Genomic DNA, 25,349 nt, shown 5'->3' on the forward strand with positions numbered 1-25,349 from the left:
TGGAGGTGTTTGACACGTGTCAACCCAAAATAACGCCGAATTCACGGATCTTCTGATTGTCGGTGGTGGACCGGCGGGCATGTTTGCTGCATTTTACGGCGGAATGAGAAAGGCTTCCGTCAAACTGATTGAAAGTATGCCTCAGCTTGGGGGGCAAGTTGCTGCCCTTTACCCTGAGAAATATATTTACGACGTGGCTGGCTTTCCTAAAGTGACCGGCCAAGAGCTGATCAACAACCTGCATGAACAATTAAAGCTTTTCGAGCCGGACGTGCGTCTGGAGGAACGGGTGCTGCAAATTGAGAAGAAAGAAGAGCGCCATTTTGTGGTGACCACCGATAAAGGTGTTCACTATGCGCGCGCCATCATCATTACCGCAGGAGTCGGCGCCTTTGAGCCTCGTCGTCTGGATCTGGAGAACGCCGCCCGTTTCGAGAAAACGAACCTGCATTATTTCGTTAGCGACATGAACCGCTTCCACGGCAAGAAAGTGCTGATTAGCGGCGGCGGCGACTCCGCTGTGGACTGGGCATTGATGCTTGAGCCGATCGCTGAGCAAGTGACGCTGATTCACCGCCGCGATAAATTCCGGGCGCATGAGCACAGCGTTGAGAAGCTGATGGCTTCCCGCGTCCAAGTCATTACCCCAACGGAAATCGCAGAGCTTCACGGTGACGATCGCATCGAACGCGTCACGCTGGCGCACGTTAAGACGAAGGAGACTCAAGAGATCGTTGTGGACGACGTGATCGTCAACTTCGGATTTGTCTCGTCGCTCGGACCGATCGCAGAATGGGGCCTTGAGATTGAAGGCAACGCTATTGTCGTCGATTCCCGGATGGAAAGCTCGATTCCAGGCATTTTTGCGGCCGGTGACATTACGACATATCCCGGCAAATTGGACCTGATTGCGGTCGGATTCGGCGAAGCACCGACAGCGGTCAACAACGCTAAGGTCTATATCGATCCGGAAGCGAAGTTGTCCCCAGGTCACAGCAGTAATTTGAAGCTGTAATTTAAGCAGCTTATTCACGTTCTTACATGTTCTAGCAAACAAAAGGGTATCTTACCTTTACGGAAGATCATATCGTAAAGGAGAGATACCCTTTGCCATATATATGCCCGTTATGCAACGGTTTGGCTTCATTAAACGCCGCCTGCCCCGATTGCGGACACATTCTAGAGAATGCTGGAAAAAAAGAAGATTACGCCGGGCCTTACAGCCCCTACGGATCCGCTGATCAGTATACCTCAGCCATCTCCGCGCGTATTCCTTCGGGCTGCGAACATGTCGTTCAGTGTCCGCATTGTCATGAAGCTTATATTTATCATGTCAACGCCTGGCAGGCGCCTTGATGGTTGTTGGATAACTATATCCTTCTTATTGAAGTAAGCCAGGTTGTCCACAATTAGTGCAAAACGGACGGCGCGGTAAGCTCTAATTCGCGTTTGCGAATTTCTGCTAACAGCAGTGCGATAAACTCCCGATCCAACTGCAGTTCGGTTGCTTTCTGATAGGATTCGAGGAGCAACTCATCCGTTAACAGCGCCATTGATAACACATCCTTTCTAGTATTTTCCCCATCATAACAGGAAAAGTTTAGTAGAACAAGTGTTCTTGTTATCCACAAACCCTTGTGGAAATCCTGTGAATAACGTGTTAGTAAATATCGAAAACCGTTGAAAAAGCTAGTGGGATAATGTGGACAAAAGTTATTCACAGGACACCCGTTCCCATTTTTCACCAAAAATTTTTTTATTTTCCGACAATCCGAGCTTATTGTGGCCGCGTATTGACCTCAAAAATCCAGATCTTCCCGTTCCGATCCACGCCATAATCAAAACCAAGCTGCCCGATCCCCGGAAACCGAGCCTCTAGAATCTGTACACAAAGATTCGTTAACGTACGCATCTCCCGTCGCTTGCTGGCGGCGATTTTGCGGCCCAGTGAGCGGCTGAGCCCTGCGCGGGCACTAAGCATCGTCCCTCCCTTGGACAAGTTGGTCACGAACAGCCCAGGGCGGGCTAACCGGCCGACCATGGAGCGATAGACCCAAACTTCGTTCTCTTTAACGACCTTCACGCGATAGTCGATCGGGCGCCCGGCGATGCGGGCCAAATGAATACCTTGCTGGATCATATACTTACGTCCGACCTTCACTCGGTTTAAGGAACGAAACATCGCCTCAAAGCTGGAAAACGCGCGTGTTCGGGACAAATAGGTATAAGCATAAACTCCGCCTGCGTAAGTTACCTTAATCACACCATAACCTCCGCCGCCGCGGAGGGGTTTAATGACGACCATGCCGAACTGATGCAGCATGCTCCTTAACGAATCGGCACTGTACAATCGGGTTTGCGGTATGTGGGCGGCCACGACCGCGTTGCTGAGAAGCGCTTCGGTCTTGAGCCACTTATTGGCCAATTGTCTCCCCGCCATGACACCATCCCCTTCCTCTCACTATACGGTATAGTACTCATTTGTAGATTCGTATTCTTGGATGATTGTCCAAGGCTTAAGCCCTTTCTCCGGTAAGGCTGTCAGGCAGGCTCTTTCTATGCAAAGCGAGGGATTTCGCGTATATTAAGGGGAGACGTTAGTCTATGACTAGCAGAGGAAGGAGAGTTCACAAGCTTTGAATACAGAAGGTTCTTCATTTGAGGCAGCTCTGTTCGAGGTCCTCTATTGGTTTGCCATGATCGCCATGTCGTTGGTGCTGGCCGGCATTACCGTCGCATTGTTCCTCACGGGCATCAAAATGGCCAGGACAACGCGTAAGGGTCTCGGCATCGGCTGTATCGTCTTTTCTCTGGCAGCGGCCTGTATGGTCATCATGATGGTGAATCGTCAATTTTTCTAAAGCAAGTCGGGAGTGCCTGACCGCACAGGAAAAGCTCGGAGCATCGCTTGCGGATGGCATCCGGGCTTTTTTCCATAAAAAAGATGGGAACCAAAACCCATTTCTGCGTATTACTACATAGAAATTATCGTTACTTGGGATAGTAGAAAGATACAGGAGGTTCTATTGGCATGGGAAGTACGCAACCTTGGGGGGACCGATTCAAAAGGTTTTTTCTAAATAACCGTTTCGTAGTGTTTTTGCTCGTCGTCTTGCTGATTGGCTTGAATATTCTGGTGTTCGCCCATATTCCGTTTGTGTTCAAACCCATTACGGTGCTGTTCAAAACCGTCTTGCTCCCGATTCTGCTCACCGGAGCGATCTATTATCTGCTCAACCCGCTGGTGGATTGGCTGGAAACGAAGCGCATTCGCCGGGTATACACGATTACCGGGTTATATTTGTTGATCGCGGGGATCCTCACGGTGCTCATTATGACCGTTATCCCGTTGGTTCAGGCACAGATTCTGAGTTTGATCGAAAATTTACCAAGATATACGTCTGAGGTGCAGCGGCAGTTCGAAAGCTTGATCGGCAGCAACTTCTTCCATCAGGTCCAAGAGTCGACCGGCTTTAATCTGGACGACCTGTCCAACACGCTGTCGGAGCGAGGGACCGCTTTGTTGAACAACGCCTGGTCCGGCATCGGCGGATTCCTTGGAGCCGTCAAGAACGTCGTCCTGGCGATCATCACCATGCCGTTCATCTTATTTTATCTGTTAAAGGACGGCAAGAAGCTGCCGGAGTTCATCCTGCGTTACGTGCCCGTTCGCTTCCGTGAACAAACGCACCATGTGATGACCGAGATGAACAGCCAAATTAGCTCTTATATCCGCGGGCAAATCATCGTCAGCTTCTGCATCGGGGCGCTGATGTATGTCGGCTTCGTGATCATCGGCCTGGATTATTCGCTGACGCTGGCGATCATCGCTTCGTTCACGAGCGTCGTCCCGTATCTCGGGCCGGCTATCGCGATTACTCCGGCGATCATTGTGGCCATCGTCACCTCGCCGATCATGCTGCTGAAGCTGATCGTCGTCTGGACGGTTGTCCAGCTCGTTGAAGGCAAGTTCATTTCACCGCAAATCATGGGCAAGACGCTGCGCATTCACCCGATCACGATCATCTTCGTGATCCTCACCGCCGGCAATCTGTTTGGCGTCCTGGGCGTGATTCTCGCCGTGCCGGGCTACGCTGTGCTGAAAGTAATTTTCACCCATCTGTTCCAATGGTTCGAACGGCGGTCCCATTTGTATGAGGAGCCGGATGCGCCTGCCCCTGATCAGCTTGACCTTCGCGAGCCTCCAACTGAAACGCAACCATGAAAAAAGGACTCTTCCAGATGGAAGAGTCCCTTATTATTTTCCAATCAATCGCAAGGTTGCGGCGCACCTTCCTCGTCCTTAAAGCGGAACGATTGACCGCAGCCGCAGGTGGCGATGGCGTTCGGGTTGTGGATGGTGAAGCCGCCGCTCAAGCCGGATTCCTTGAAGTCGATCTCCAGGCCGTTCAGATAACGGATGCTGTCCTTATCTACGACGACCTTCAGCCCCTTGATGTCCATATAGACATCCTGTTCGCTCTCCTGATCATCAAGGCCCATCCCGTAGGAGAAGCCGCTGCAGCCGCCGGGATTCACTCCGACACGCAGGAACATATTGGGTGTTTCTTCTTGGGCTATCATATCTTTAATCCGCGCCAGGGCGCTGTCGCTGATATTAATCATTATGCACTCACTCCTTTACAAAAAATTATACTCCTTCTCCTCAAATCGCTCAACAACTGTGATTTTTCTAGTTGCCAATCTTTAATCTTCGCCCTAGGCTTATTGCCCGCTTGGAATGTGAGGTTTATAATAGGTAGGTAATTCATACTGTTAGGATACGAGGCATTTCATGCAATTGGAAACGGAGGGAACGTCATGTTCACTGTAGTCACCCCAAACACCGACAAGAGAATGGCCGAAATTGTGGACAAAGTCCGCCAAGGCGAACGTCTCAACCTCGAAGACGGTGTCTATCTATATGAAAGCAATGATATATTGACGATCGGGCAATTAGCGAATGAAGTTAACCTGCGTAAGAACGGGAAAAAGGTATATTTTATCGAAAATATGAGCCTCTACTTCACGAACGTCTGCGAATCTCACTGTGCGTTTTGCAGCTTCCGCAAGGATCAAGGAGAAGAAGGGGCTTATACGCTTTCCGGGGAGGAAATGGTCGCTTACGTGAAGCAGCACATCACTCCGGGCGTCCGTGAGTTCCATATCGTAGGCGGGCACAACAACCACGTACCGTTCCAATATTACGTGGACTCGCTCAAAGCGCTGAAAGAGAATTTCCCGCATGTGACCATCAAGGCGTATACGGCGGCGGAGATCGAATTCTTCACCCGGCTCAGCGGCCTGAGCACGAAGGAAGTGCTGATGCAACTGCAGGAAGCCGGCCTCGAATCCTTAACCGGCGGCGGCGCGGAAATCTTGTCCGACCAATATCGGGAAAAGATGAAGGTCGAGAAAGCCAACGTCGACCAATATCTGGACGTCCATCGGACGGCGCACCGGCTGGGAATGAAGACCCCAACCACGATGCTCTACGGCTCTATCGAATCCTATGAGGATCGCATCCGCCATATGATGCAAATCCGCGATCTGCAGGACGAAACCGGCGGGTTCCAGGTGTTTATCCCGTTGTCCATGCAGCCGCGAAACAAGAACGCCAGCATCATGCGCCGCAATTCTGCCTTCGAGGACCTCAAGACGATCGCGATCAGCCGCTTGATGCTGGATAACATTCAGCACATCAAAGCTTACTTTATCAATATCGGCGTCCAGCTGACGCAGGTGGCCTTAACCTTTGGGGCCTCGGACGTACACGGCACGATCCTGAAGGAGCAAATCAGCCATGCGGCAGGCGCGCAAACCCCGGAAGGATTGACGTTAAAAGAGCTGATCTGGCTCGTCAAAGGGGCCGGGCGCATTCCGGTTGAACGGGATACGTTCTACAACGAGCTTCGGGTCTACGAATAATTTCGTCAGGGGGAACCTTTCGTTACGGATGGGTCTCCCTAATTTTTTGCAGGATTCGTTCGGCTAACTGGTCGGCCTCTTCCCCCTCCACCTGCTCGCCGTCAACCAGCACGTACGGAAACAAATAACACGTGCCGCAAGCGGTCAGGCAGCCGTATTCATAGATATCGCAATCGACTTGCTCCTTCACTTTCCAAATCGCTTCGTCCGTACCTAAACTGGCATTATTCGTACAATATTCAAGGATCGGTTTCATCTTCCGTCCTCCCCATGAAGAAGCATTTAAATTTTTGACTTTTTGTAATATAATAAGGCAAGAAAGGAGTTGAAAACAATGAGTGAAAACGTACAAGATAAATTGTATGATGAAGTATTGGAAGTATTGGACAAACTGCGGCCTTTCCTGCAACGTGACGGTGGCGACGTCGAACTCGTCGACGTAGAAGACGGCATCGTGAAACTGAAATTGATGGGTGCCTGCGGCAGCTGCCCAAGCTCCACGATCACCCTCAAAGCAGGGATCGAACGCGCTCTGTTTGAAGAAGTGGAAGGCGTAGAAGAGGTCGTACAAGTATTTTAATTCGCAATCCATGAATGATCGCTCTTCAGCAGGAGGGTTTAAACAAACCCGGCTCCGGCAAGATGTCGGAAGGCCGGGTTTTTTTGTTGGGTCTGACAGACCCGCTTAAGAAGGCTTGATCCACGGACGGATCGGGTCGAGTCCGCCGGAGATGTCCATGATATTGCCAGTGATGAAATCCGAGTCCGAATGGCACAAAAACGCAATGACGCGGGCGATATCCTCCCCGCTTCCGGGACGCCCCAGCGGCGTCTCTCCATCGCGGAGACCGCGAACTTCATGGATCGACATCTCTTTCTGGTTCCCTCGAATGTCGCCGGGGCAAACCATATTTACGGTGATGCCATAAGGGGCTTCCTCGACGGCCAGCGTCTTGGTGAAAGACACCAGCCCGGTTTTCGCTGCGGCATAAACCGCCCGATGCGGCCAGGCGCGCGACTCCGCGGCATGACCAAAGCCGAAATGGATAATCCGCCCCCATTTCTTCTCCCGCATCCCAGGCAGTACGAGATGATCCAGCAGCAAACTGCCCACCAAATTCCCTTCGATCATGGCCAGCACTTCACTCTGGCTGTAGTCGGCAAACAGCTTGCGTTCGCGGATAAACGGTCCGGCGTTGTTGACCAGGATGTCAATCGTGCCGAGCTGCTCGTTCACTTGACGGGCCAGGTCCTCGATTTGCTCCCGGCGCGAAACGTCGGCTTGCACTGCGATGCAGCGGACGCCCAGGCGCTCGATGTCCGATTGGAGGGAGAGCGCTTCCGCTTTGCTATGTACGTAATTCAGCGCGATATGGCAGCCTTGTTCTGCCAGCGTCAGCGCTGTTTTCTTCCCGAGGCCTTTGGCGCTCCCGGTAATTAAGGCAACTTTGCCATGCAACGTTCCTTCTCCTCCTCCCAGGTGCTGTTCCTTTAAGTATAAAAGATTTAAAGGATTCCCACAAACCGCCGCGGCGTTCTATCCCGTTCTTTTGCGCTCCCCCCATGCTCCACGACGAAACAGCGCTCTTTAAATGCAAAAGTGCAGTTGATTTTCACCAAAATGCCCTGACATTAAGCTTTCAAATGCAAAAGTACAGTTGATTTCCCGTCAGAAGCGTCTTTTGGGGCCAAATTGCCTCCAATCGAATGCACTTTTACATTTCACAGGCCATAAATCGGGCGATTTGCCGAAAATGAACTGCAGTTTTACAGTTGAGATGCAATGGACGCTTCAAACTGGCAGGAAAACAAAAAAATCCCGCTGCACACGCAACGGGACATTTCTGCTTCTTGCTACTTAGAATACCGGTACCAAAGCACCATCATAGGTGTCGTTGATGAACGTGCGGACTTCGTCGGAAGTCAGCGCCTTCGCCAGCTTCTGGATCGCTTCGGAATCTTTATTGTCCGGGCGAGCTACCAGAAGGTTCGTGTATGGCGAATCTTTATCCTCGATGAACAAAGCATCCTTCGTCGGGTTCAAATTCGCTTCCAGCGCGAAGTTCGTATTGATCAGCGCCAGATCTACTTCTGGCAGCAGACGAGGCAGCATAGCTGCATCCGTTTCTTTGAATTTCAGGTTTTTCGGATTTTCTACGATGTCTTTAGCCGTTGCTGTGATTCCAGCGTCATCCTTCAGTTTGATCAACCCTTGCTTCTGCAGCAACAGCAACGCGCGGCCGCCGTTGGTTGGGTCGTTCGGGATCGCGATTGTAGCACCGTCCGGAAGCTCGTCAGCGGATTTGTATTTGTTGGAGTAAGCGCCAAACGGTTCAACGTGAACCCCTACAACCGGAACGAGATCAAAGCCGTTTTGGGCATTTTGTTCGTCCAGGTAAGGCTGATGTTGGAAGTAGTTCGCATCCAACTCTTTTTCATACAGCTGTACGTTGGGTTGCACATAATCGGTGAATTCTTTAACTTCCAGCTCAACGCCTTCTTCTTTCAGCTTCGGTGCAATAAATTTCAAGATGTCAGCATGAGGCACGGTCGCACCTACAACCAGCTTCACTGGCTCGGCTGCGGTTTGGTTCCCCGAATCTGCGGCATTCCCTTCAGCTGCCGACGTTTCGCCAGCCGTGTTACCTGCTGCCCCGTTATTGGCGGCGTTATTGCTGCCGCAAGCAGCCAGTACCAGTACCAATACGAGCGTTAACAAAGATAAAGTCCATTTTTTCATTGCAGGTTCTCCCCCTTAAAGGTTTTTTGAATAAGGATGCTTCTATATATTTAAGTTTCCTTATTTCCGCGTAAAATAAATCACCAAGCGGTCACCCAGCATTTGCAGCACCTGCACCAGAATGACCATAAAAATCACCGAAACGATCATGATTCCCGTCTCGTACCGGTAATACCCGTAACGGATCGCCAGGTCGCCGAGACCACCGCCGCCGACCATGCCCGACATGGCGGTATAGGACACCAGCGTGACTACGGTAATCGTCATGCCCGCGATCAGGCCGGGCAGCGATTCCGGCAGCAGCACCTTGCGAATGATCTGGAACGAGGAAGCGCCCATCGCTTGGGAAGCTTCGATCACTCCGCGATCCACCTCGCGCAGCGCCGTTTCCACCAACCGGGCGAAGAACGGGGCTGCCCCGATCACCAGCGGCGGAATCGTCCCCTCCACACCGGTGGATACGCCCATGATCGCCCGCGTAACCGGAATTAACGCAACGATCAAGATAATGAACGGAACCGAGCGAAGGATGTTAACAATTAGCGAAATTATCCGGTAAACCCATCCTAATACCAAGGATTGAGAACGCGAGAAGGTGTACAGCAACACCCCGAGCGGAAGCCCGATCAAGAAAGTAAACAAGGTTGCAAAACCCATCATCTTTAGGGTGTCCAGCGTGGCCACACCCATCTCTGCCCAATCGATGGTTCCGAGATCCAATCCACGCATTATTCGATCACCTCCACGTCAAGGTCGCGTTCCCGCAGGAGCGACAGCGTGCGCTCCACCTGGTCATCTTCGCCTTCAAACGATACGGTCAGTTGACCGTACGGGATATCCTTAATCGCTGAGATCGTGCCTTGCAGGATGGCAAAGTTGACGCCGGTTTCCCGAACGACCTGGGACAACACCGATTCGTAGGTTTTCGCTCCCAGGAACGTGATTTTCACCAGCTTCGCCCACGCAGGATGCGGAACCGAAGTCGCCAGCTTCAAGCCTTCGTCCCCTGACTCCCGGTGGATAAACTCCCGGGTCACCGGATGTTTCGGCTTCAGGAACACCTCCGTCACCGGCCCCTCTTCCACGATGCCTCCTTGGTGAATAACCGCCACACGGTCGCAGATGCTTTGGATGACATGCATCTCGTGCGTAATCAGCAGGATCGTCAGCTGGAACCGCTTGTTGATGTCCAGCAGCAGCTTCAGGATGGAATCCGTCGTCTGTGGATCCAGCGCCGAAGTGGCCTCGTCGCACAGCAGCACATCCGGTTCGCTGGCCAAGGCCCGGGCGATGCCGACGCGCTGCTTCTGACCACCGGAGAGCTGCGCCGGATACTTGTGACGATGCTCCTCCAAGCCGACGAGAGCCAGCAGCTCATTGACCTTCTCCGCGATGGCCGCCTTCGGCGTTCCGATCAGCGTCAGCGGAAATGCGATATTATCATAAACGGTAGCCGATGACAGCAGGTTGAAATGTTGAAAAATCATGCCGATCTTGCGGCGCTGCTGCTGCAGCTCACGCTTACCGAGCTTCGTCAGCTCAACCCCGCCGACCCACACCTCACCTTCGGTCGGGCGCTCCAGCAAATTGATGCAGCGGATCAACGTGCTCTTGCCGGCACCGGAATGACCGATGACGCCGAAGATTTCCCCTTTGCGAACGCTCAGATTTAATCCGGACAGTGCGGGGGTCGCCGTTTTTTTGGTGCGATAGATTTTCGTAATGCCCTTAAGTTCAATCAATCGGCTAACCTCCTGTTCCTAGCATGGCGTAAATATAAGAAAAACGTCTATCGACGTACATTCAAAGTAGACAGACCGCGTTTAGCGGAAGTTTGTCTTGCGATATCAGGATGCCAATGCTCCGAAGTTTATACTTTCTGATATCTTAAAGAAAAAGAGCCCTAACAGATTCAAAGGGCTCTCTTTACGTAAAGACAATGCCTTCTCATCTGCCAAAACCGAGTAAATCACATCGGTTTTGAAGGAATTAGCACCATGACATTCCGCCGTGACGAGTGCGCTACATCCTGCAAATCATTTCACGGGCGAATCGGTTGCTGGGCTTCATCGGGCCTTTCCCTCCGCCTCTCTCGATAAGAAATAAAATATGAAATTAAAAGAGTCATTTGCGAGATTACATCGTTGTTAACCTGTCATGTAAAACTATTGATGAGTATAATGAGTTTTGTTCGTTTTGTAAAGAGGAAAAATAAGAATGGCGATCGGGTTAGATCGCCGTAATTTTTTTCCATCTATGATTGATGTAGTCAAAAACCGTGAAATAGGTTTCGCAAACCATTTGGTATCCCTGCTCAAGCTCACGGATATGCTGATCCAAGTCCTCCAGAGCGACCTTTCCGAACAACGCTTGATGCCGTTGCCACAAGTCGTCCTTCATCTCCGAGTTCATGTAGTGAATCTCCGTATTTCTCCGGCGCCGCAACACGCCCAGCGCTTCCCGGTACGTCTCTTTAATCGCGTTCAACCGATTCCCCAGCTCGGTGTGAGTCTTCAAAGCAGCAAATTGGCGCAGCACGGTAAAATAAGAGAAACGCGACTTCACCTTCGATGTGTTCAAATCAAACAGTTCATTGAGCACCGTGCCGAGCTTGTCCAGCGCCGAGAACACGCGAATGAATCCGTCCTTGTAAAAATACACATATCTTGCATAATCCGCCCGTTCAACCGGATCCATGTCTTCAACGAATTCGGTATGTACCTTTTTGCGAAAAAAGGTGGCGGCATATAAGCATTGTTCGAGCTCATCCAACGAAGTGATCAAGCCGTGCACCCAAATCTCCAGCTTGCGGAAATCATGCGTAGGGTCTTGATGCTCCTTGATTTCCTTCTGCAGCAGTCTCACGGTCTGCGTCATCGCGCTGATCGTTTCGGCCAACCGCCCCTCGTTTTGGCGAGGCGGCTCCCCAAGCAAGCTTCGCAGCATAGGCATTCCCCTTTTCACAGAAAGTAGGATTTCCAACGCTGATCCACCAAGGACACGATATCCTCTTGCGGGAACAGCTCATCCGGATAACCCGGCTTCATGCGGGCATCAATGACCAGCGGCAAACTGTAGGACAGATGATGCTGACGCACCTCGGAAGCCGCGTAAATGTCGCTGGCCGGATTAAACCGCGTAAACACCGTCCACAGGAACGCCGTTTGATCATGGGCCGCCGCTTCGGCGTTATCCACCAATACCACAAGCGGCCAAGCGGTCCCGCGTTCGCGAAGACGGCCCAGCAGACGCTCAGCAAGCTCCGGCTCGTCCTCATAGGATGCACCAGAAACGACAAGACATCCGTCATGAAAAACTTGGATCGCATCGATTTCCGCGATTTCACCTTCTTCGTACGCCCGGGGCAGCTCGCGCATCGGCTCGCCTACGCCGATCAGAATCGCCTTACTGCCGTGGTTCAGCTTATGGCCGGTATAATCCAGCGTATCATGCGAGGTGTTGTTTAGAATGAACAGATCCGTGCGCGGATCAAAACGTTCCAGCACCGTCTTCAGCAGCAGACGGAAATCTGCGAGATCAATCAGCTTGTCCGTCAGCATGAGGAATTTGGTCAGCGAGAGCTGGCCTTCACCCAGAATGCGGAAGGCGGACACCAGCGCTTCGCGGGAATAGCTCTCACGGACGACCGCCGAGCTCAGCGCATGGAACCCGCTCTCCGCATACGTCCATAGCGAGCGCACATTCGGCATTACGATCGGGAAGGCTGGCGACAGCAGCTTTTGCAGGAAATCGCCTAGATAATAATCCTCCTGACGCGGTTTACCGACGATCGTCGCCGGGTAGATGGCATCCTTCCGATGCCACATATGTCCGACGTGCAGCACCGGGAATTCATGCTGCAAGGAATAATATCCAAAGTGGTCGCCGAAGGGACCTTCGAGTCGGCGTTCATGCGGAGGCACCAGCCCAAAGATGGCGAATTCCGATTCGGCCGGAATGCGGTGGCCGCCCAGCGGGTTTTCAGCCATCGGCAGCTTCTCGCCGAGAATGAAGGAAGCGACCAGCAGCTCGGACAGATGCTCAGGCACCGGCGAGATCGCCGAGGCGATCATGGCTGGAGGTCCGCCCAGGAACACGGATACCGGCAACGGCTCGCCGCGTTTCTCCGCCTCATGGTAGTGGAACCCTCCGCCTTTTTGGATTTGCCAGTGCACGCCGGTAGTTTGGTCATCATACAATTGGATCCGGTACATCCCCAGATTGTTTTCTTTTGGCTGCAGCGGATTTTCCGTATATACAAGCGGCAGTGTAATAAACGGGCCACCGTCCTTCTGCCAGCTGGTCACCTTCGGCAGGTCCTTCAGCGGCGCTTCCGTTCGGCAGACGTCCAGAATGGGGGCGTCTTTTTTGGATACCGTTCTCATGCCGACCTTCAGTACGTCGCGGATTAGCCCGCGCTCATTCCAAATCGCTTTAGGTGTCGGCGGCAGCAGTTTATGTATCGCGTCAACCAGTTGGTTAGCAAGCTGTTCAGGCCGGGGACCAAAGGCCATCTCCACCCGGCGAGGCGTTCCGAACAGATTCGTTGCCACGGGGAAAGGCGTACCTTTGACATTGGTAAACAGCAAAGCCGGGCCGCCGTCGTCAATGACCCGCCGGTGAATTTCGGCCAACTCCAGGTAAGGATCAACCGGCACATCGATGATCGCCAGGTCGTTTTCTTTTTGCAGTGCATCGATCCATTGACGCAGGTTCTTGTAGCTCATCTCCTGATCCTCCTAAAAGACCGGGTCATCACCCGATCGTTGCATCACTTTACACTATAGACAAAAGTATACCTTACCTCACACTCCTCGGGAGGCCCTGTCATTCTACAGATTCATGACAATCCCGACGTAATCGCGGAAGTCACGCCGAAGCCGGACGTCAAGAAGTGCCAGTTAAACGGCTTTGTCAGCCGGCGCAGCCTGTGCCTCCTTGGCTGTTCGGCTCAACTGCCAGGCTCGGACGCTTAAATAGCACAAGACCCCAAACAAGGAGGCCAACACGATAATATGGGCCAGCGAAGCGAAGAGATAAACGTGGTAATTGTTTAACGTCAGCGCGATGGTCGCCCCGGTCAACACTTGAACGATCACCAGCACCGTTGCAGCAACGCCCAGCTTGCGGATGTCCGGCAGTTCCGGATGCTTGCGGAAGGCAAAATGGCCAACCGTTGCGATCACGACCAGCAACAGAGCGGCCGCAACCCGGTGAATAAAGGCGATCCCTTCTCCGCCGGATAATCCGGGAATGAGCTGACCGTTACATAGCGGCCAGCCGCTGCATCCGCCCGCCGAGTCCGTATGGCTGACATAGGCACCGAGATAAACGACGATATACGTATAGCCCGTCGCAAACCAGGTCAGATTGCGGAACGCTTTAGACACGCGGACTGCCGAGCCAGATGGGCGCATAGGGTCCTGCGGACGGCGCCCCGCGCTGCGGTCAGCTTGTCCGCGTTCTTCCTCGCGAACGCCTAGAACCAGCATGATCGAGCTGGCGAATGCGATCAACGAGAACCCGAAATGCAGCGCCATAACGGCGGACGACGTCGGGTAAATGACCGCCATCGCTCCCATCACGGCCTGCACCATGACAAAAACTAAGGCCATCAAGGAATACAACTGCAGATCCTTGCGGTTCTTCCGATACATCCAAAACGCGACAAACGCCGCCAAAGAAAACAAACCGGCCGCCCCGCTGACTGCCCGGTGAGAATATTCGATCATGGAAGCGAGCGTATGAGCCGGGACAAACTTCCCGTGACAGAGCGGCCAATCATTGCCGCAGCCGAGTCCTGATTCCGTTTTGGTCACAACGCTGCCCCCAAGCGTCGCCAGGAACATGACAAAACAAGAGGCGTAACTGAGCCATTTTAAAGATTTCGTATGCAAAACGGTTCACACCTTTAAGTTAATCGCTAATCCTTTTCATTATAACCGATCAAGTAACCACTTTCATAGAAAATGTTGAAAAATCGACACCGCCGCAAGGGATTTCCCTGCGGCGGTGTGATGAATATAATGGCGTTTGATTTTTGGATTATAACGTATCCCGGGTTTCCGGCGTGTCATGGAGCGTATGATACACATCCAACGCCTTGTTCAGGAAATCCTCAATTTCCTCACGGGATTTGCGGAGTTTGTTCACGAACCGAACCAGCTCGCGGCCGTCGGTATAGGCGACAAAGCTGGGGATACCGAGAATGTTTTGCTCCTGGCTGACCTCGCCAACTTGGTCCACATCGACCTCAATCAACGTCAGTCGACCTTCGTATTTCGCCTCAACCTCAGGCATAAACGGATCTATGAATTTACAATCCGAGCACCAGTCGGCTTTAAAGACCGCTACGATTAAGTTGCTGGATTGAATGCTGACTTGAAATTCCGCGGGGGACGTAATTTTTTTCATGGATGATCCTTCCTTTCATCAGGATACTTCTAGTCAACCAGAAGCGGGAGTGGAAGTCAATCTTTTTGGACATACTAGATCGTATTATGCCTAGCCGGCCGCCAAATATTCGGACGCTCGATCTAAGGTAGAAGGGAGGCGGAATCCATGGGGGACCACCGCCAAGACAATGGGAAGGCTGTCAACCTGAGAAGATGGATGTCCAGCCTGCCCGCCGCAATCTCAACCATGCTCAAAAACAAAACCGCCGTGCTTTCCGATTCTTCTGAATTGCGGAAAGAGACGGTTGATTTGGGCTGGAACGAAGCGGCCGCCCGTACGGTCATCAGCGAGATCGAGGAGTTGCTGCGGCGCACTGCGGCCGCTCGGACGGCGTCAGCAGGTGAAGATTACAGCGCCGAGGATTTGCAGTTGGCCGAAGCAATCGCTGAGGAAACCCGTTTGGCCGGTGCGAACAACATCAGCCGGACGGCGGCTTATCTCGCCTGCTATCAAGCTTGCCCGGAGCTGCACTGGGCTTTCCTCGCGCATATGGTCTCGCGAAACGCCGGCTGGAACATGACAGACCTGCACAGCAGCCGAATGGCTGATGTGATTGATGCCGAAGAGAAACGGCTCACGTATCGGTTTCTGGAACGTTGCAACGCCCTGATTTTTCAGGACGCTTATCCGCAGCTTAGACTGTACATGATTAGCCGGGAGTTCGGAGCCAGCCGGTTCCACTTGCTGCCGTATTTTCACGTTTCCCGTTTTATGCGGCCGTTTTGGGAGCGGTTTTGGATCGACCGCAGCAGCGCCTTGCTGACCGTCGGACTCATCATCAACGAGCAGAATTATATTGAGAAACGCGTGGTGCGCCATCCTTACTTCCAGAAGCATGTCACGGAAAAAATGAACTTCCGCCTGTTCAGCCTGGCTGGATTAAACCAGGTGGTGTTCCCGCTGAGCGAAGCGGCGGGAGTGGACGGGGCTGCCGGGGGTAAAATGCGCCGCCTTGCGGGGCGCACCGTCTCCGACTTCGGCAGCCTGCAGGCCCGCATCGCGTTAGGCAAGAGCCTGTACGCGATGCTGATGGGCTACCGCGCCGTGCGCAGCGGCGCGGAGCGCTTCGCCGCGAGCGTGCCGCACAGCGGCTCGCGGGCGGACTATTGGCCGGAACTGTTCACGGCCAATTTAGAAGAAGCTCTGACCGCCAAGGTACAGGGGTCAGAGCTTCTCGCCCAGGAGACGCTGCCGCCGGGCCAGCGTCTCTACAGCCCCAAGCTGCTCAGCGCTTGGGGCGACACCGCCTATGAGCCAATCTCCCGAGAGGATTGGCTCAAAGACACCCGCGCGCTGGACGACATCAGCGCGCCAAAAGCGCCGTTCCTGTGCGACATCAGCCGCTCGCACAGGAACGGCATCCTCACCACCGCATTTGTGCACGATGCGGTGGAGGAGCATTGACCGTCCGGGGCGGGTTGATGTGTCGCCTTCCCCCGCCCCGCTTAGCTTCCGCCACTCGCTCCGGTCTATCGCGGGTTCCCTCGTTAGCTTCTGTCGCCCGCTCCCTCCTCTGCTCTCCGCTACCCCCGTGGAGCCTACTCTGGCAGCTTCTTTTCACTATTATCCCGTATAGTCAGACGACCGAAAAACAATCGAAGTGAAATCACACTTCCCCATCACCGAACCCCTCTTCCCTCTTCCTTCTTCACTAGCCCCCTTTTTGCATCATTATTCCTTTTAATCAGCCAGCGAGTCACAACCTCTACACCAGCCCCCAACGAAGCTTGTCTGCCAGCTCCTTTTGCACGATTATCCCTCTTAATCAACCAGCGAGTGACCGAACTTGATGAGTATGTTCCTTACTCAATGCTAATCTCCCTCGAAACTGCCCCGCATAATCGGAATGATGCGTAACCTTAACTTCCAGCCTCCCTGAGCGAAGGGGATAAAGGTGTAAAAGGCGCCCCGACGTACACCCTTACGACCGCGGTTACCCAAACGATCTGCGGCTCTCCTGATTCCAGCTGTTTCATTCTGTAAGTAATAAGTAAAGCATATCCACTCGCACACTGCCGTCCATGACCAAAAGGGATAATGGTGTAAAAGCGCTCACGCGACATCCCCTTCTAGCCATGTGCTTTGCCCGTCTCCCAGCCGTCCAGCCACCCACCCCACTACATACGAATGGTATTCCTCTCACACTCCTACTTCCTGATCCAACGGGATAATCATGCAAAAGCTGCATAGAAAAGCATGCCTCCCCCACAACTTTACCTCTCTGACCAAAAAGGGATCATCGCGTAAAAAAAGCGACTAACGGGCACACAGTCATGCATCCGCTAGTCGCTGAGTTTTGCTTCTTGCTTTTGTAGTTAGCCCGCTTGACGGCCTTGGCGGCCGCTGCGTTGCAGGCGCATGAGCGGGGAGAGGATTTTGCGGAGGGGGGCTGGGTAGCTGGCCAGCTCGTCCTTCCGGACGACGCGCAGCAGGATGAGCAGCACTGGGTAAAGTGCGACTACTGCCACGCCAACGATGCAGCAGGTCAGGAAGAAGGCAACCCGCGCTGGCATCAGGTCGACCATTTGAATGCCGGCCTGGTTCAGGCCGTAGCCTACACCGGACAAAACCACGACGGTAACCAGGAAACCGCCCCAGCGGCTGCCCATCAAAGAAAACGGTACGATTTGCTTCATCGCCCGAACATTTAGCAGCGTGATGACGAAGAAGCAGAGCCCGGTGGCGATAATGATGCCATAAATCCCCCAGAACTGCGCAAACAGATAACTGGCTGCCAGCTTGACGAGTATCCCGATCGCCACGTGCACCATCGACAAGTTGGCTTTGCCTACCCCCAGCAGAATCGAGTTACTCGTCATCATCGTAATTTGAAAAATCGTTGCAAACGTCAGCAACGCGACGATGCTGCTGCCGTCCCGGGTACTGAACAGTAACCCGTTCACCGAATACGCCGCCGTGCCCAGCGCCAGAATGATCGGCATCCCGCTCAACACCGCGACCCGCATGGCCAAGGTGACTTGGCGCTGCAAATGTTCCTGATCCTTCCGCGCGTAAGCTGCGGAAATGACCGGCACCAGCGATTGGCTCAGCGCAATCGCCAGAATCGGCGGAATCCCCGCGATCATCTGCGCCCGGTTCCCGAGGATCCCGAGGATGTAGGTGGCTTGTCCAGAGCCGATTTGCCCGGAGAGCAGCGGCTTCAGGATCGAGTTGTCGATAAAGTTAACCGCCGGCACCGCCAGCGCGGTAAGCACGATCGGAATCGACAGCTTAAGGATTTCCGCGTAAATTCGCTTAAACGACAGACGAGCGGCTTCACCTCGCGGCTTCCCTTGCCCCTCGGCCTGGTCCTTCCGCTTCAACTTCAAGCTGTACACGAGCATCACAATCAGCGCCGCAACTCCGCCAAGCACCGCGCCAAATGTCGCGCCGGCCGCGATCTTTTCGCCCGAATAGCCCCAGTGGAACAACACGAACGCCAAAATAATGCCGGCCGCCACCCGCACGATCTGCTCGATGACCTGTGAAACCCCCCCGGCGATCATGATATTCCGACCTTGCAAGTAACCTCGGATCATAGCGATCAGCGGAAACAGCAGCAAGGCCGGCGCCAGAGCGCGAATGGCCACCACCGATTCCGGAACGCCGGAAGCTTCCGCATAATAGGGCGCCAAGGCATACAGCAGCACGAACATCACCAAGCCCGCCACACCGGCAAAGAGCAGCGCCGCCTGGTACACGCGCCGCGCCTCCTCCGGCCGGTTCAGCGCGTGCCGCTCCGACACCATTTTGCTCAGCGTACTCGGGATCCCCGCCGTTGCTAAAGTTAACAGCATGAAATACGCCGCATTCGCTTGCGAATACGACGCGTTCCCGATATCTCCAAGGATGTGCTCCAACGGAACGCGCTGGAACAAGCCAAGCACCCTTGCGATCAGCGCGGCTCCCGCCAAAATTAACGTGCCTTTAATAAACGATTCCTTCTTGGACAAAAGCAATTCCTTCTTTCCCGCAATCCATATAAGTGCTAACTAGAATGAAAACTAAAATGCAACGATCCAAATGATAAACACGATGATCATCACCAGTTGCAAAATCACCTTGACCACCATGCTGCTAAACAAGCCAACGACGGAACCAATGCCCACTTTAAACGATTTGGTGAGCGACTCGCCCTTAATCAATTCCCCGATCATTGCACCCAGCAACGGCCCTAGTACCAGACCAAAAGCCGGAATAACAAACGGACCGATGATAATGCCGATCGTGCTAAGCCAGACGGACAGCTTGCTGCCGCCGAATTTTTTGACGCCCCAAGCCCCGACCGCATAATCCGCCACCATCAGCGCGACCACGATCAACGTTTGTAGAATCCAGAAGAAGGGGCCAAACGACTCAAACGAGAAAAACCATCCGTACACAAAAAAGGCAAAATAGATGGCGAGCACCCCAGGCAATACGGGATACACCGCTCCGGCCATCCCCACGGCAAACAGGGCAATCACCAAAATCCAGCCAATCACGGACAGCGCCATTTTCTCACACCCCTGTCAAAATATAATCCCGAATAATCCAGGCAATGCCATCTTCATTATTCGACGTGGTCACGACATCGGCCTTCTCCTTCACGGCCTCCTGGGCGTTCCCCATCGCAACCCCCAGACCCGCGGCTTCAATCGCAGCCAAGTCATTTAAGCTGTCTCCGATCGCGACGACTTCGGACATCTCCAGTCCAAGCAGTCCGCAAACCGTCTGAATGCCGCTGGCCTTGCTGATCCCTTTCGGATTGATCTCCAAATTGTGCGGGGATGAATTCGTGATTTCAAGTCCGCCCATCTCTTGCAGCTGCCGTAAAATCTCTCCCCTCACCTCATCATCCTCGGTAAAATAACCAAACTTCATCCAATGATTCCGTTCCAATAATTCCGGTTGCCAGTTTCCTTCGTTATAATTGCCTTCCACGGCGTAGGCCCAGAACCAGACATTCTTTTCCCGGGAAATGTCGTACATTCGTGAAACGAGTGATCGATCAAGCAGCACCCGACGGTACAACTCATGCGGCGACTTCCACACTTCGCTTCCATTTACCGTAATCATCGGCGTTCCAAGGTCAAGCTGATCGCCATACGGAACCGCCTCCCGATAGCCGCGTCCTGTCGACAAGCAGACGTGGACCCCGGCCGCCGCCGCCTTCCGAATCCATCGTTCCGTCTCCGGCGAAATTTGTAGTTCGTCGTTCAGCAAAGTTCCATCCATATCGAGCGCCAACAGTTTATATTTCAACAACAGACAGCTCCCCCCATCCCCAAAGAAGTTCTTGACTCTCTAAACAGCATATCGCCATTTTATCATAATCCCGTACTCCGACAAAGCTTAGTGAACATAAGGCCAAGTAGTTCATAAGCCATGATAAAAGCCGCCCATCAGGCGGCTTCGCTCCACTCAAAACTCTCAGATTAGCGTTGGCTGGTCAACGACTCGATATCGATGAAAGGTGTGGCGCCGCCCGTGACTTGCGGGAGCTTGCCATCCCATTTTTCCAGCGCCTTCTCCTGCACTTCGATCTGCTTCAGCTGTACCAGCTCCGGCGTAACCTCCTGCTTCTTCAGCTTCAGCGCTTCTGCCTCGGCTTCGGCCTGAGCGATCTTCTGCTGCGCTTCAATCTGAATCCGCTTCAGGTCGTTGCTCGCTTTCAGCGCCTGCTGCTGAGCAACCTGCTTCGCTTCGATCGATTGGTTAAACGCGTCGGAGAACTTAAAGTTGACGATGTTAATTTCGTTAACGATCAAGTCATATTTGGCCAAACGGGAAGTTAAATGCTCGCTAATCTCCCCGGCAACCACATCGCGCTTGGCGATCAAATCCTCGGCTTGGTACCGTGCCGTCACCTCTTTGACGATTTCCTGCACAGCCGGGTTAATGATGACCGTATCGTAATTGCCGCCGATATTGTTCATCAGATTGTAGGCCGAATCCTTGTTCACCGAATAGTTGACGGCAACATGCGTCGAAACCGGCTGCAGGTCCTTGGATGATGCGGTCGTGTCCGTTTCCGTTTTGGTAACCTGCGTATTCACCTGAATGACGGTTTGAACAAACGGTATTTTGAAATGCATGCCCGGAGCCAAAATATTATCGTTTAACTTCCCGAACGTTTTGTACAAGCCGACATGACCGTATTCGACCTGCGCATAACTGTTGGATCCGACGATCAGGACGACGATGACGATGATGGCCGTAGAAATCCATTTCCCCACGGACATATTCCTCTTTGTTTGCTGCTGCGTACCTGTCTCCATATGAATCCCTCTCCCCTTAATATGTGGTCTAGCCGGACCGATTGACCGGCTAACTTTAATAAGTAATACGGAGAAGGCCGTCGCTTGGTGGCAAAAACTTGACAAAAGTGTGTCGGATTCATGTTAACCATCGTCTTCTACGTTCATCGAATACGGTTCCGCTGCCTTAAACCGCCGCAGAATGCAGCCCATCGCGTTTCCGGTGCTTCTTCCCGAACCGGGCGATCAAACCATGCTTCGGCGAAAAGAGCAACGCCAGCAGGAACAACATCCCGGCTACCGTTACCATTGAGCCGGCGATGGAAGCGTCCAGCCATTTGGCCGCATAGTAACCGCCGGCTGCGCTTATCGCCCCGATCAGCACGCTGTAACCGAGCATTACACTCAACCGATCGGTCAGCAGATAAGCTGCCGAGGCCGGGATAATCAACATGCCGACGACCAGGATCGCCCCTACGCTCTCAAAAGAAGCCACCGTCGACAGCGATACGAGCCCCATCAGCAGATAGTGGAACAACGCAACCGGGATGCCGACTGCAGCCGCTAACGCGGGATCAAAGGCACATAGCTTAAACTGCTTGTAGAAGAGCAGGATGGCCGCGAGCACGATAAGCAGCGTCCCGCCCAGCATCCAGACGGCAACCGGCCCCATATCGTAGCCGTTCCAAATCCAGGTGTCCCATTGGACATAGGCGATTTCGCCGAACAACACGCAATCCAGGTCCAGGTCAATATGCGAAGCGTTCCGGCTGATCAGGATCACACCAACGGCGAACAGCGCCGTAAACACGATGCCGATTGAGGCATCGGATTGCAGGCCGCTTTGCTGCAGCGCCTGGATCAGGAACACGGTGATCAGCCCCAGCACGGCGGCCCCAATCAGCATCAGTAAGGAGTCCCGCGAGCTGCTGATCAGAAACGCGATGGCGATGCCAGGCAGCACGGAGTGGCTGATGGCATCCCCGACCATGGCCATTTTTCGCAATACCAAAAAGCAACCCAAAATTCCACACGTCGCCGCGACCAGCGTGCCGGTCAAAATAATCCAAAAATCGGCCATGTTATTCCGCTCCCCTCTCGGCTGCATTCACCGTGTTTCCAGCCTGCCGGATCATCGCCAGCTCCATCGGTTGCTGTATTTCGCTGCGGCTGCGCCAGCGGCGTATCCACTTGGCCAGCAGCCCCCGATTTGGCGCAAACACGGCGGAGACGAAAAACAAGGCGGTCGCCGCTAACACTGTCACCGGCCCAGTCGGCAGGTTCGACAAAGTGGAGCTGATCAGCGTACCGGTGACCCCTGACAGCGCTCCGAAAGCGCCGGCCAGCACGACCATCACACCCAGCGCGTCGGTCCAGTACCGCGCAGCAACCGCCGGGGTGATTAATAAGGCGGCTACCAGCACGACACCCACGGCTTGAATGCCCACGACAACCGCCACCACGGTCATCAGCAACAGCAACTGCTCAAGGAAGGCCACGTTAAGCCCCATGCCCCTCGCAAAGCCGGGATCAAAGCTCACCAGCTTCAACTCCTTAAAGAGCAGTGCGCATATCGCAATCAGCAGCACGGACACCGCACCCATCAAGTAAACGTCAGCCAGCATCATCGAAGCCGCCTGGCCAAACATGTATTTGTCGAGCCCGCTTTGGTTCCCGTTGCCGCTGTGCTGGATCTGGGTCAGCAGCACGATGCCGATGCCAAAGAACACCGACAATACGATTCCAAGCGCCGCGTCCTGCTTGATCCGCGTGTAGCGGGTAATGGCAGAGATGCCAAACGTCGCCGCCATCCCGGCGAGGATGGCCCCAAGCATAAACAGGCCCACCGATTTGACACCGCTTAGCATAAAGGCGATGCAAATCCCCGGCAGCGCGGCATGCGCTAACGCATCCCCAAGCAAGCTTTGCTTGCGAAGATAAGTGAAAGAGCCGATAACGCCGCTGCCCAAGCCGAGCAACAAAGATCCCATTAAGATCCATTGCAGGTTCGGATCCGTTATCCATTGCCATAATGTCGTTAGCATCGCATCACACCGTCCCCGCAGGCACCGCGCCGAAATCGGCCAGCATGGCAATCTTCCCGCCGTAGGTCTTGTGCAAATTTTCCGGTGTAAACGTCTCCCCGGTAGGTCCGGCATCAATCAATTCACCGTTCAGCAGCAGCACGTGATCAAAATATTCCTTCACCGTGGATAAATCGTGATGCACCACCAGCACCGTTTTCCCTTGCTCCTTTAATTCGTGCAGCAGGGCAATGATCGCTTTTTCCGTGGTGGCATCGACACCGGCAAACGGTTCATCCATAAAATACACCTGCGCGTTTTGTGCCAAAGCCCGGGCCAGAAACACCCGTTGCTGCTGACCGCCGGATAACTGGCTGATCTGACGCCCGGCATACTCCGCCATCCCTACCTTCGCCAGACACTCCAGCGCGATTTGCCGTTCCTTCGCTCCGGGGCGGCGAAACCAGCCAAGCTGGCCGTAACGGCCCATCATCACGACATCCAGCGCATGGGTTGGGAAATCCCAATCCACCGATTCGCGCTGCGGCACATAGCCGATCAATTTGCGCTGCTCCCGATAGGATTTGCCATAGATGCGAACTTCACCGTCCAGGGTCGGAAGCAACCCCAGTACGGCTTTGAGCAGCGTGGATTTCCCCGCTCCGTTGGGACCCAGAATCCCAATCAACTGCCCCTCCGGGATGTGAAAAGAGACCGATCTTAACACCGGCTTTTTCTGATAAGCGACGGTTAATCGGTTGACTTCAAGCGGATAAACATTCATATCGGATCACCCTTCCTTGAGTTATTTCAATGCCTCAACGATCGTGTTGACATTATGACGGACCATCTCGATGTAGGTGTCCGCTTCTGAGCCTGGTTCACCCAGCGAGTCGGAATACAGCTCACCGCCAATTTTCACCGTATGCCCCAGCTCTGCAGCTCCGGCAATCACCGCTTCCATCGATTTGGTCGGAATGCTCGATTCAACGAATACAGCTTTGATCTTGTTCTCAACCAGGAAGTCCCGGAGCTTGGCGACATCCTTTGATCCGTATTCCGCCGCCGTACTGATCCCCTGCAGGCCCATCACTTGGATGCCGTAGGCATCTCCGAAGTAACCAAACGCATCATGGGCCGTAACCAGCACCCGGTCCTGCTCGGGAATTTCAGCGATCCGCTCCTTCACTTCCGCATCCAGCTTCTCCAATTCGGCGATATACGCCTCGGCGTTCTTCCGGTAGACGTCCGCATGGTCTGGATCATAGGCCGACAGCGTGTCGCGAATCGTTTGGGTCGCTGTTATCCAATGCCGGACGTTAAACCAGATATGCGGATCGTACTGCGTGCCCCCGGCATCCGCACCGGAGCGCAATTCGCTCGGATCAATGTCCTTCGACACCGCCACGGTCCGCTTCTTCTGCTCCAATTTCTCAAAAATCTCCGTCATTTTCCCTTCCAGATGCAAACCGCCGTAAAAAACAACCTCCGCCTTATCCAGCTTCTCGATATCCCCCTGCGATGCCTTGTATAAATGCGGGTCCACTCCTGGGCCCATCAGACCGGTGACCTCGACCTGCTCGCCGCCAACCTCCTGAACGACATCTGTGATCATTCCGATCGTAGCCACCACCTTGACTGGCGAATCATTAGCCGATGCGCGAACATGATCCGCCTGACCCTCTACTTTGGAACAAGCCGCCAATACGATTAACGCCAACACGCCCAGCGTCATTTTAGCCCTTTCAAACGGGCTTTTCTTAATCCTCATTTCGTCCATTACGCTTCTCCTCTCCTCGAACTTTACCTAATGTTGTACAAGTGAATACTTGTTTACTTGATCTCTTTTTGTTTTATTTATATAAAAAAGTTTCCTTAGGGCAAATTTTAATCAAAAGATTCCCAAAAAGCAAGAGGAATTTCCTCCGAAACAAAAATAGCCTGCTCATCGCGAGCAAGGCT

Annotated in this window: 26 protein-coding genes and 1 riboswitch; of the genes, 6 read left to right on the plus strand and 20 right to left on the minus strand. The window is 53.5% G+C overall.

Translation table 11 applies throughout. From position 1 onward, the window contains the following. Positions 1-16: 16 nt before the first annotated feature. Positions 17-1,015, plus strand: a complete 999-nt coding sequence (locus M3G15_RS07610) for an NAD(P)/FAD-dependent oxidoreductase (protein WP_009224807.1) — start codon at positions 17-19, stop codon at positions 1,013-1,015. A gap of 394 nt (positions 1,016-1,409) precedes the next feature. Here M3G15_RS07610 and sda read toward each other — a convergent pair whose 3' ends face one another. After that, positions 1,410-1,553 (minus strand): sporulation histidine kinase inhibitor Sda, encoded by a 144-nt coding sequence (gene sda, locus M3G15_RS07615; protein WP_016310959.1) that lies wholly within the window; start codon positions 1,551-1,553, stop codon positions 1,410-1,412. Positions 1,554-1,777: 224 nt separating this feature from the next. After that, positions 1,778-2,440, minus strand: a complete 663-nt coding sequence (locus tag M3G15_RS07620) for a YheC/YheD family protein (RefSeq protein ID WP_009224805.1) — start codon at positions 2,438-2,440, stop codon at positions 1,778-1,780. A 196-nt stretch (positions 2,441-2,636) separates the two neighbouring features. Between M3G15_RS07620 and M3G15_RS07625 the strand changes: the two genes are divergently transcribed. After that, positions 2,637-2,861, plus strand: coding sequence for a hypothetical protein (locus M3G15_RS07625; protein ID WP_260070542.1), 225 nt, complete (start codon positions 2,637-2,639; stop codon positions 2,859-2,861). A 170-nt stretch (positions 2,862-3,031) separates the two neighbouring features. Beyond that, positions 3,032-4,225 (plus strand): AI-2E family transporter, encoded by a 1,194-nt coding sequence (locus tag M3G15_RS07630; protein ID WP_260070543.1) that lies wholly within the window; start codon positions 3,032-3,034, stop codon positions 4,223-4,225. Between the two features lie 44 nt (positions 4,226-4,269). Here the strand turns inward: M3G15_RS07630 and M3G15_RS07635 are convergent, their stop codons facing one another. Then, positions 4,270-4,626, minus strand: a complete 357-nt coding sequence (locus M3G15_RS07635) for a HesB/IscA family protein (protein ID WP_009224775.1) — start codon at positions 4,624-4,626, stop codon at positions 4,270-4,272. 195 nt (positions 4,627-4,821) lie between these two features. Between M3G15_RS07635 and mqnE the strand changes: the two genes are divergently transcribed. After that, positions 4,822-5,928 carry an aminofutalosine synthase MqnE gene (gene mqnE / locus M3G15_RS07640; protein WP_009224774.1) on the plus strand — a complete coding sequence of 369 codons (1,107 nt, stop codon included), beginning with the start codon at positions 4,822-4,824 and terminating at the stop codon, positions 5,926-5,928. A gap of 22 nt (positions 5,929-5,950) precedes the next feature. Here the strand turns inward: mqnE and M3G15_RS07645 are convergent, their stop codons facing one another. Continuing rightward, a complete protein-coding gene (locus tag M3G15_RS07645; RefSeq protein ID WP_009224773.1) occupies positions 5,951-6,184 on the minus strand; it encodes a YuzB family protein in 234 nt (77 codons plus the stop codon). A gap of 78 nt (positions 6,185-6,262) precedes the next feature. Between M3G15_RS07645 and M3G15_RS07650 the strand changes: the two genes are divergently transcribed. Beyond that, positions 6,263-6,508 (plus strand): NifU family protein, encoded by a 246-nt coding sequence (locus M3G15_RS07650; RefSeq protein WP_009224772.1) that lies wholly within the window; start codon positions 6,263-6,265, stop codon positions 6,506-6,508. A 105-nt stretch (positions 6,509-6,613) separates the two neighbouring features. On the opposite strand, the gene M3G15_RS07655 is transcribed toward M3G15_RS07650, so the two are convergent. The 8 genes from M3G15_RS07655 to M3G15_RS07690 all read right to left on the minus strand — a co-directional run bounded on the left by M3G15_RS07655 (position 6,614) and on the right by M3G15_RS07690 (position 15,082). Beyond that, positions 6,614-7,387, minus strand: a complete 774-nt coding sequence (locus M3G15_RS07655; RefSeq protein ID WP_260070544.1) for an SDR family oxidoreductase — start codon at positions 7,385-7,387, stop codon at positions 6,614-6,616. A 399-nt stretch (positions 7,388-7,786) separates the two neighbouring features. Beyond that, a complete protein-coding gene (locus M3G15_RS07660; RefSeq protein WP_260070545.1) occupies positions 7,787-8,668 on the minus strand; it encodes a MetQ/NlpA family ABC transporter substrate-binding protein in 882 nt (293 codons plus the stop codon). A gap of 60 nt (positions 8,669-8,728) precedes the next feature. Continuing rightward, complete coding sequence (locus tag M3G15_RS07665; protein WP_009224769.1) at positions 8,729-9,397, minus strand: methionine ABC transporter permease; 669 nt, start codon at positions 9,395-9,397, stop codon at positions 8,729-8,731. After that, positions 9,397-10,410, minus strand: a complete 1,014-nt coding sequence (locus tag M3G15_RS07670; protein ID WP_009224768.1) for a methionine ABC transporter ATP-binding protein — start codon at positions 10,408-10,410, stop codon at positions 9,397-9,399. The genes M3G15_RS07665 and M3G15_RS07670 overlap by 1 nt, the downstream gene beginning before the upstream one ends. Positions 10,411-10,612: 202 nt before the next feature. Continuing rightward, a riboswitch (SAM riboswitch) is annotated at positions 10,613-10,770 on the minus strand. A 127-nt stretch (positions 10,771-10,897) separates the two neighbouring features. Beyond that, entirely contained in the window at positions 10,898-11,614 is a 717-nt protein-coding gene (locus M3G15_RS07675) for a Cthe_2314 family HEPN domain-containing protein (RefSeq protein ID WP_009224767.1), read from the minus strand. 14 nt (positions 11,615-11,628) lie between these two features. After that, on the minus strand, positions 11,629-13,395 hold the full coding sequence (locus M3G15_RS07680) for a UbiD family decarboxylase (RefSeq protein ID WP_260070546.1): 1,767 nt from the start codon (positions 13,393-13,395) through the stop codon (positions 11,629-11,631). A gap of 174 nt (positions 13,396-13,569) precedes the next feature. Beyond that, on the minus strand, positions 13,570-14,565 hold the full coding sequence (locus M3G15_RS07685) for a COX15/CtaA family protein (RefSeq protein ID WP_260070547.1): 996 nt from the start codon (positions 14,563-14,565) through the stop codon (positions 13,570-13,572). A 148-nt stretch (positions 14,566-14,713) separates the two neighbouring features. Beyond that, positions 14,714-15,082 (minus strand): thioredoxin family protein, encoded by a 369-nt coding sequence (locus M3G15_RS07690; protein ID WP_260070548.1) that lies wholly within the window; start codon positions 15,080-15,082, stop codon positions 14,714-14,716. Positions 15,083-15,229: 147 nt separating this feature from the next. Between M3G15_RS07690 and M3G15_RS07695 the strand changes: the two genes are divergently transcribed. Then, a complete protein-coding gene (locus tag M3G15_RS07695) occupies positions 15,230-16,528 on the plus strand; it encodes a DUF2515 domain-containing protein (protein WP_260070549.1) in 1,299 nt (432 codons plus the stop codon). Positions 16,529-17,439: 911 nt separating this feature from the next. On the opposite strand, the gene M3G15_RS07700 is transcribed toward M3G15_RS07695, so the two are convergent. The 8 genes from M3G15_RS07700 to M3G15_RS07735 form a co-directional block, all read right to left on the minus strand. Continuing rightward, entirely contained in the window at positions 17,440-19,077 is a 1,638-nt protein-coding gene (locus M3G15_RS07700) for a putative polysaccharide biosynthesis protein (RefSeq protein ID WP_260070550.1), read from the minus strand. 51 nt (positions 19,078-19,128) lie between these two features. Beyond that, a complete protein-coding gene (locus M3G15_RS07705) occupies positions 19,129-19,614 on the minus strand; it encodes a DUF456 domain-containing protein (protein WP_036645012.1) in 486 nt (161 codons plus the stop codon). Between the two features lie 10 nt (positions 19,615-19,624). Then, positions 19,625-20,368 carry a Cof-type HAD-IIB family hydrolase gene (locus M3G15_RS07710; RefSeq protein WP_036645010.1) on the minus strand — a complete coding sequence of 248 codons (744 nt, stop codon included), beginning with the start codon at positions 20,366-20,368 and terminating at the stop codon, positions 19,625-19,627. A 173-nt stretch (positions 20,369-20,541) separates the two neighbouring features. Then, entirely contained in the window at positions 20,542-21,348 is an 807-nt protein-coding gene (locus tag M3G15_RS07715; protein ID WP_260070574.1) for a prohibitin family protein, read from the minus strand. Between the two features lie 202 nt (positions 21,349-21,550). Further along, on the minus strand, positions 21,551-22,444 hold the full coding sequence (locus tag M3G15_RS07720; RefSeq protein WP_009224758.1) for a metal ABC transporter permease: 894 nt from the start codon (positions 22,442-22,444) through the stop codon (positions 21,551-21,553). A 1-nt stretch (position 22,445) separates the two neighbouring features. Further along, positions 22,446-23,408, minus strand: coding sequence for a metal ABC transporter permease (locus tag M3G15_RS07725; RefSeq protein WP_260070551.1), 963 nt, complete (start codon positions 23,406-23,408; stop codon positions 22,446-22,448). 4 nt (positions 23,409-23,412) lie between these two features. Further along, positions 23,413-24,171 (minus strand): metal ABC transporter ATP-binding protein, encoded by a 759-nt coding sequence (locus M3G15_RS07730; protein ID WP_009224756.1) that lies wholly within the window; start codon positions 24,169-24,171, stop codon positions 23,413-23,415. Positions 24,172-24,192: 21 nt separating this feature from the next. After that, positions 24,193-25,167, minus strand: coding sequence for a metal ABC transporter solute-binding protein, Zn/Mn family (locus M3G15_RS07735; protein WP_009224755.1), 975 nt, complete (start codon positions 25,165-25,167; stop codon positions 24,193-24,195). Between the last annotated feature and the right edge of the window lie 182 nt (positions 25,168-25,349).

Source organism: Paenibacillus sp. p3-SID1389 (genome assembly GCF_025151705.1).
Lineage (GTDB): Bacteria > Bacillota > Bacilli > Paenibacillales > Paenibacillaceae > Fontibacillus > Fontibacillus phoenicis.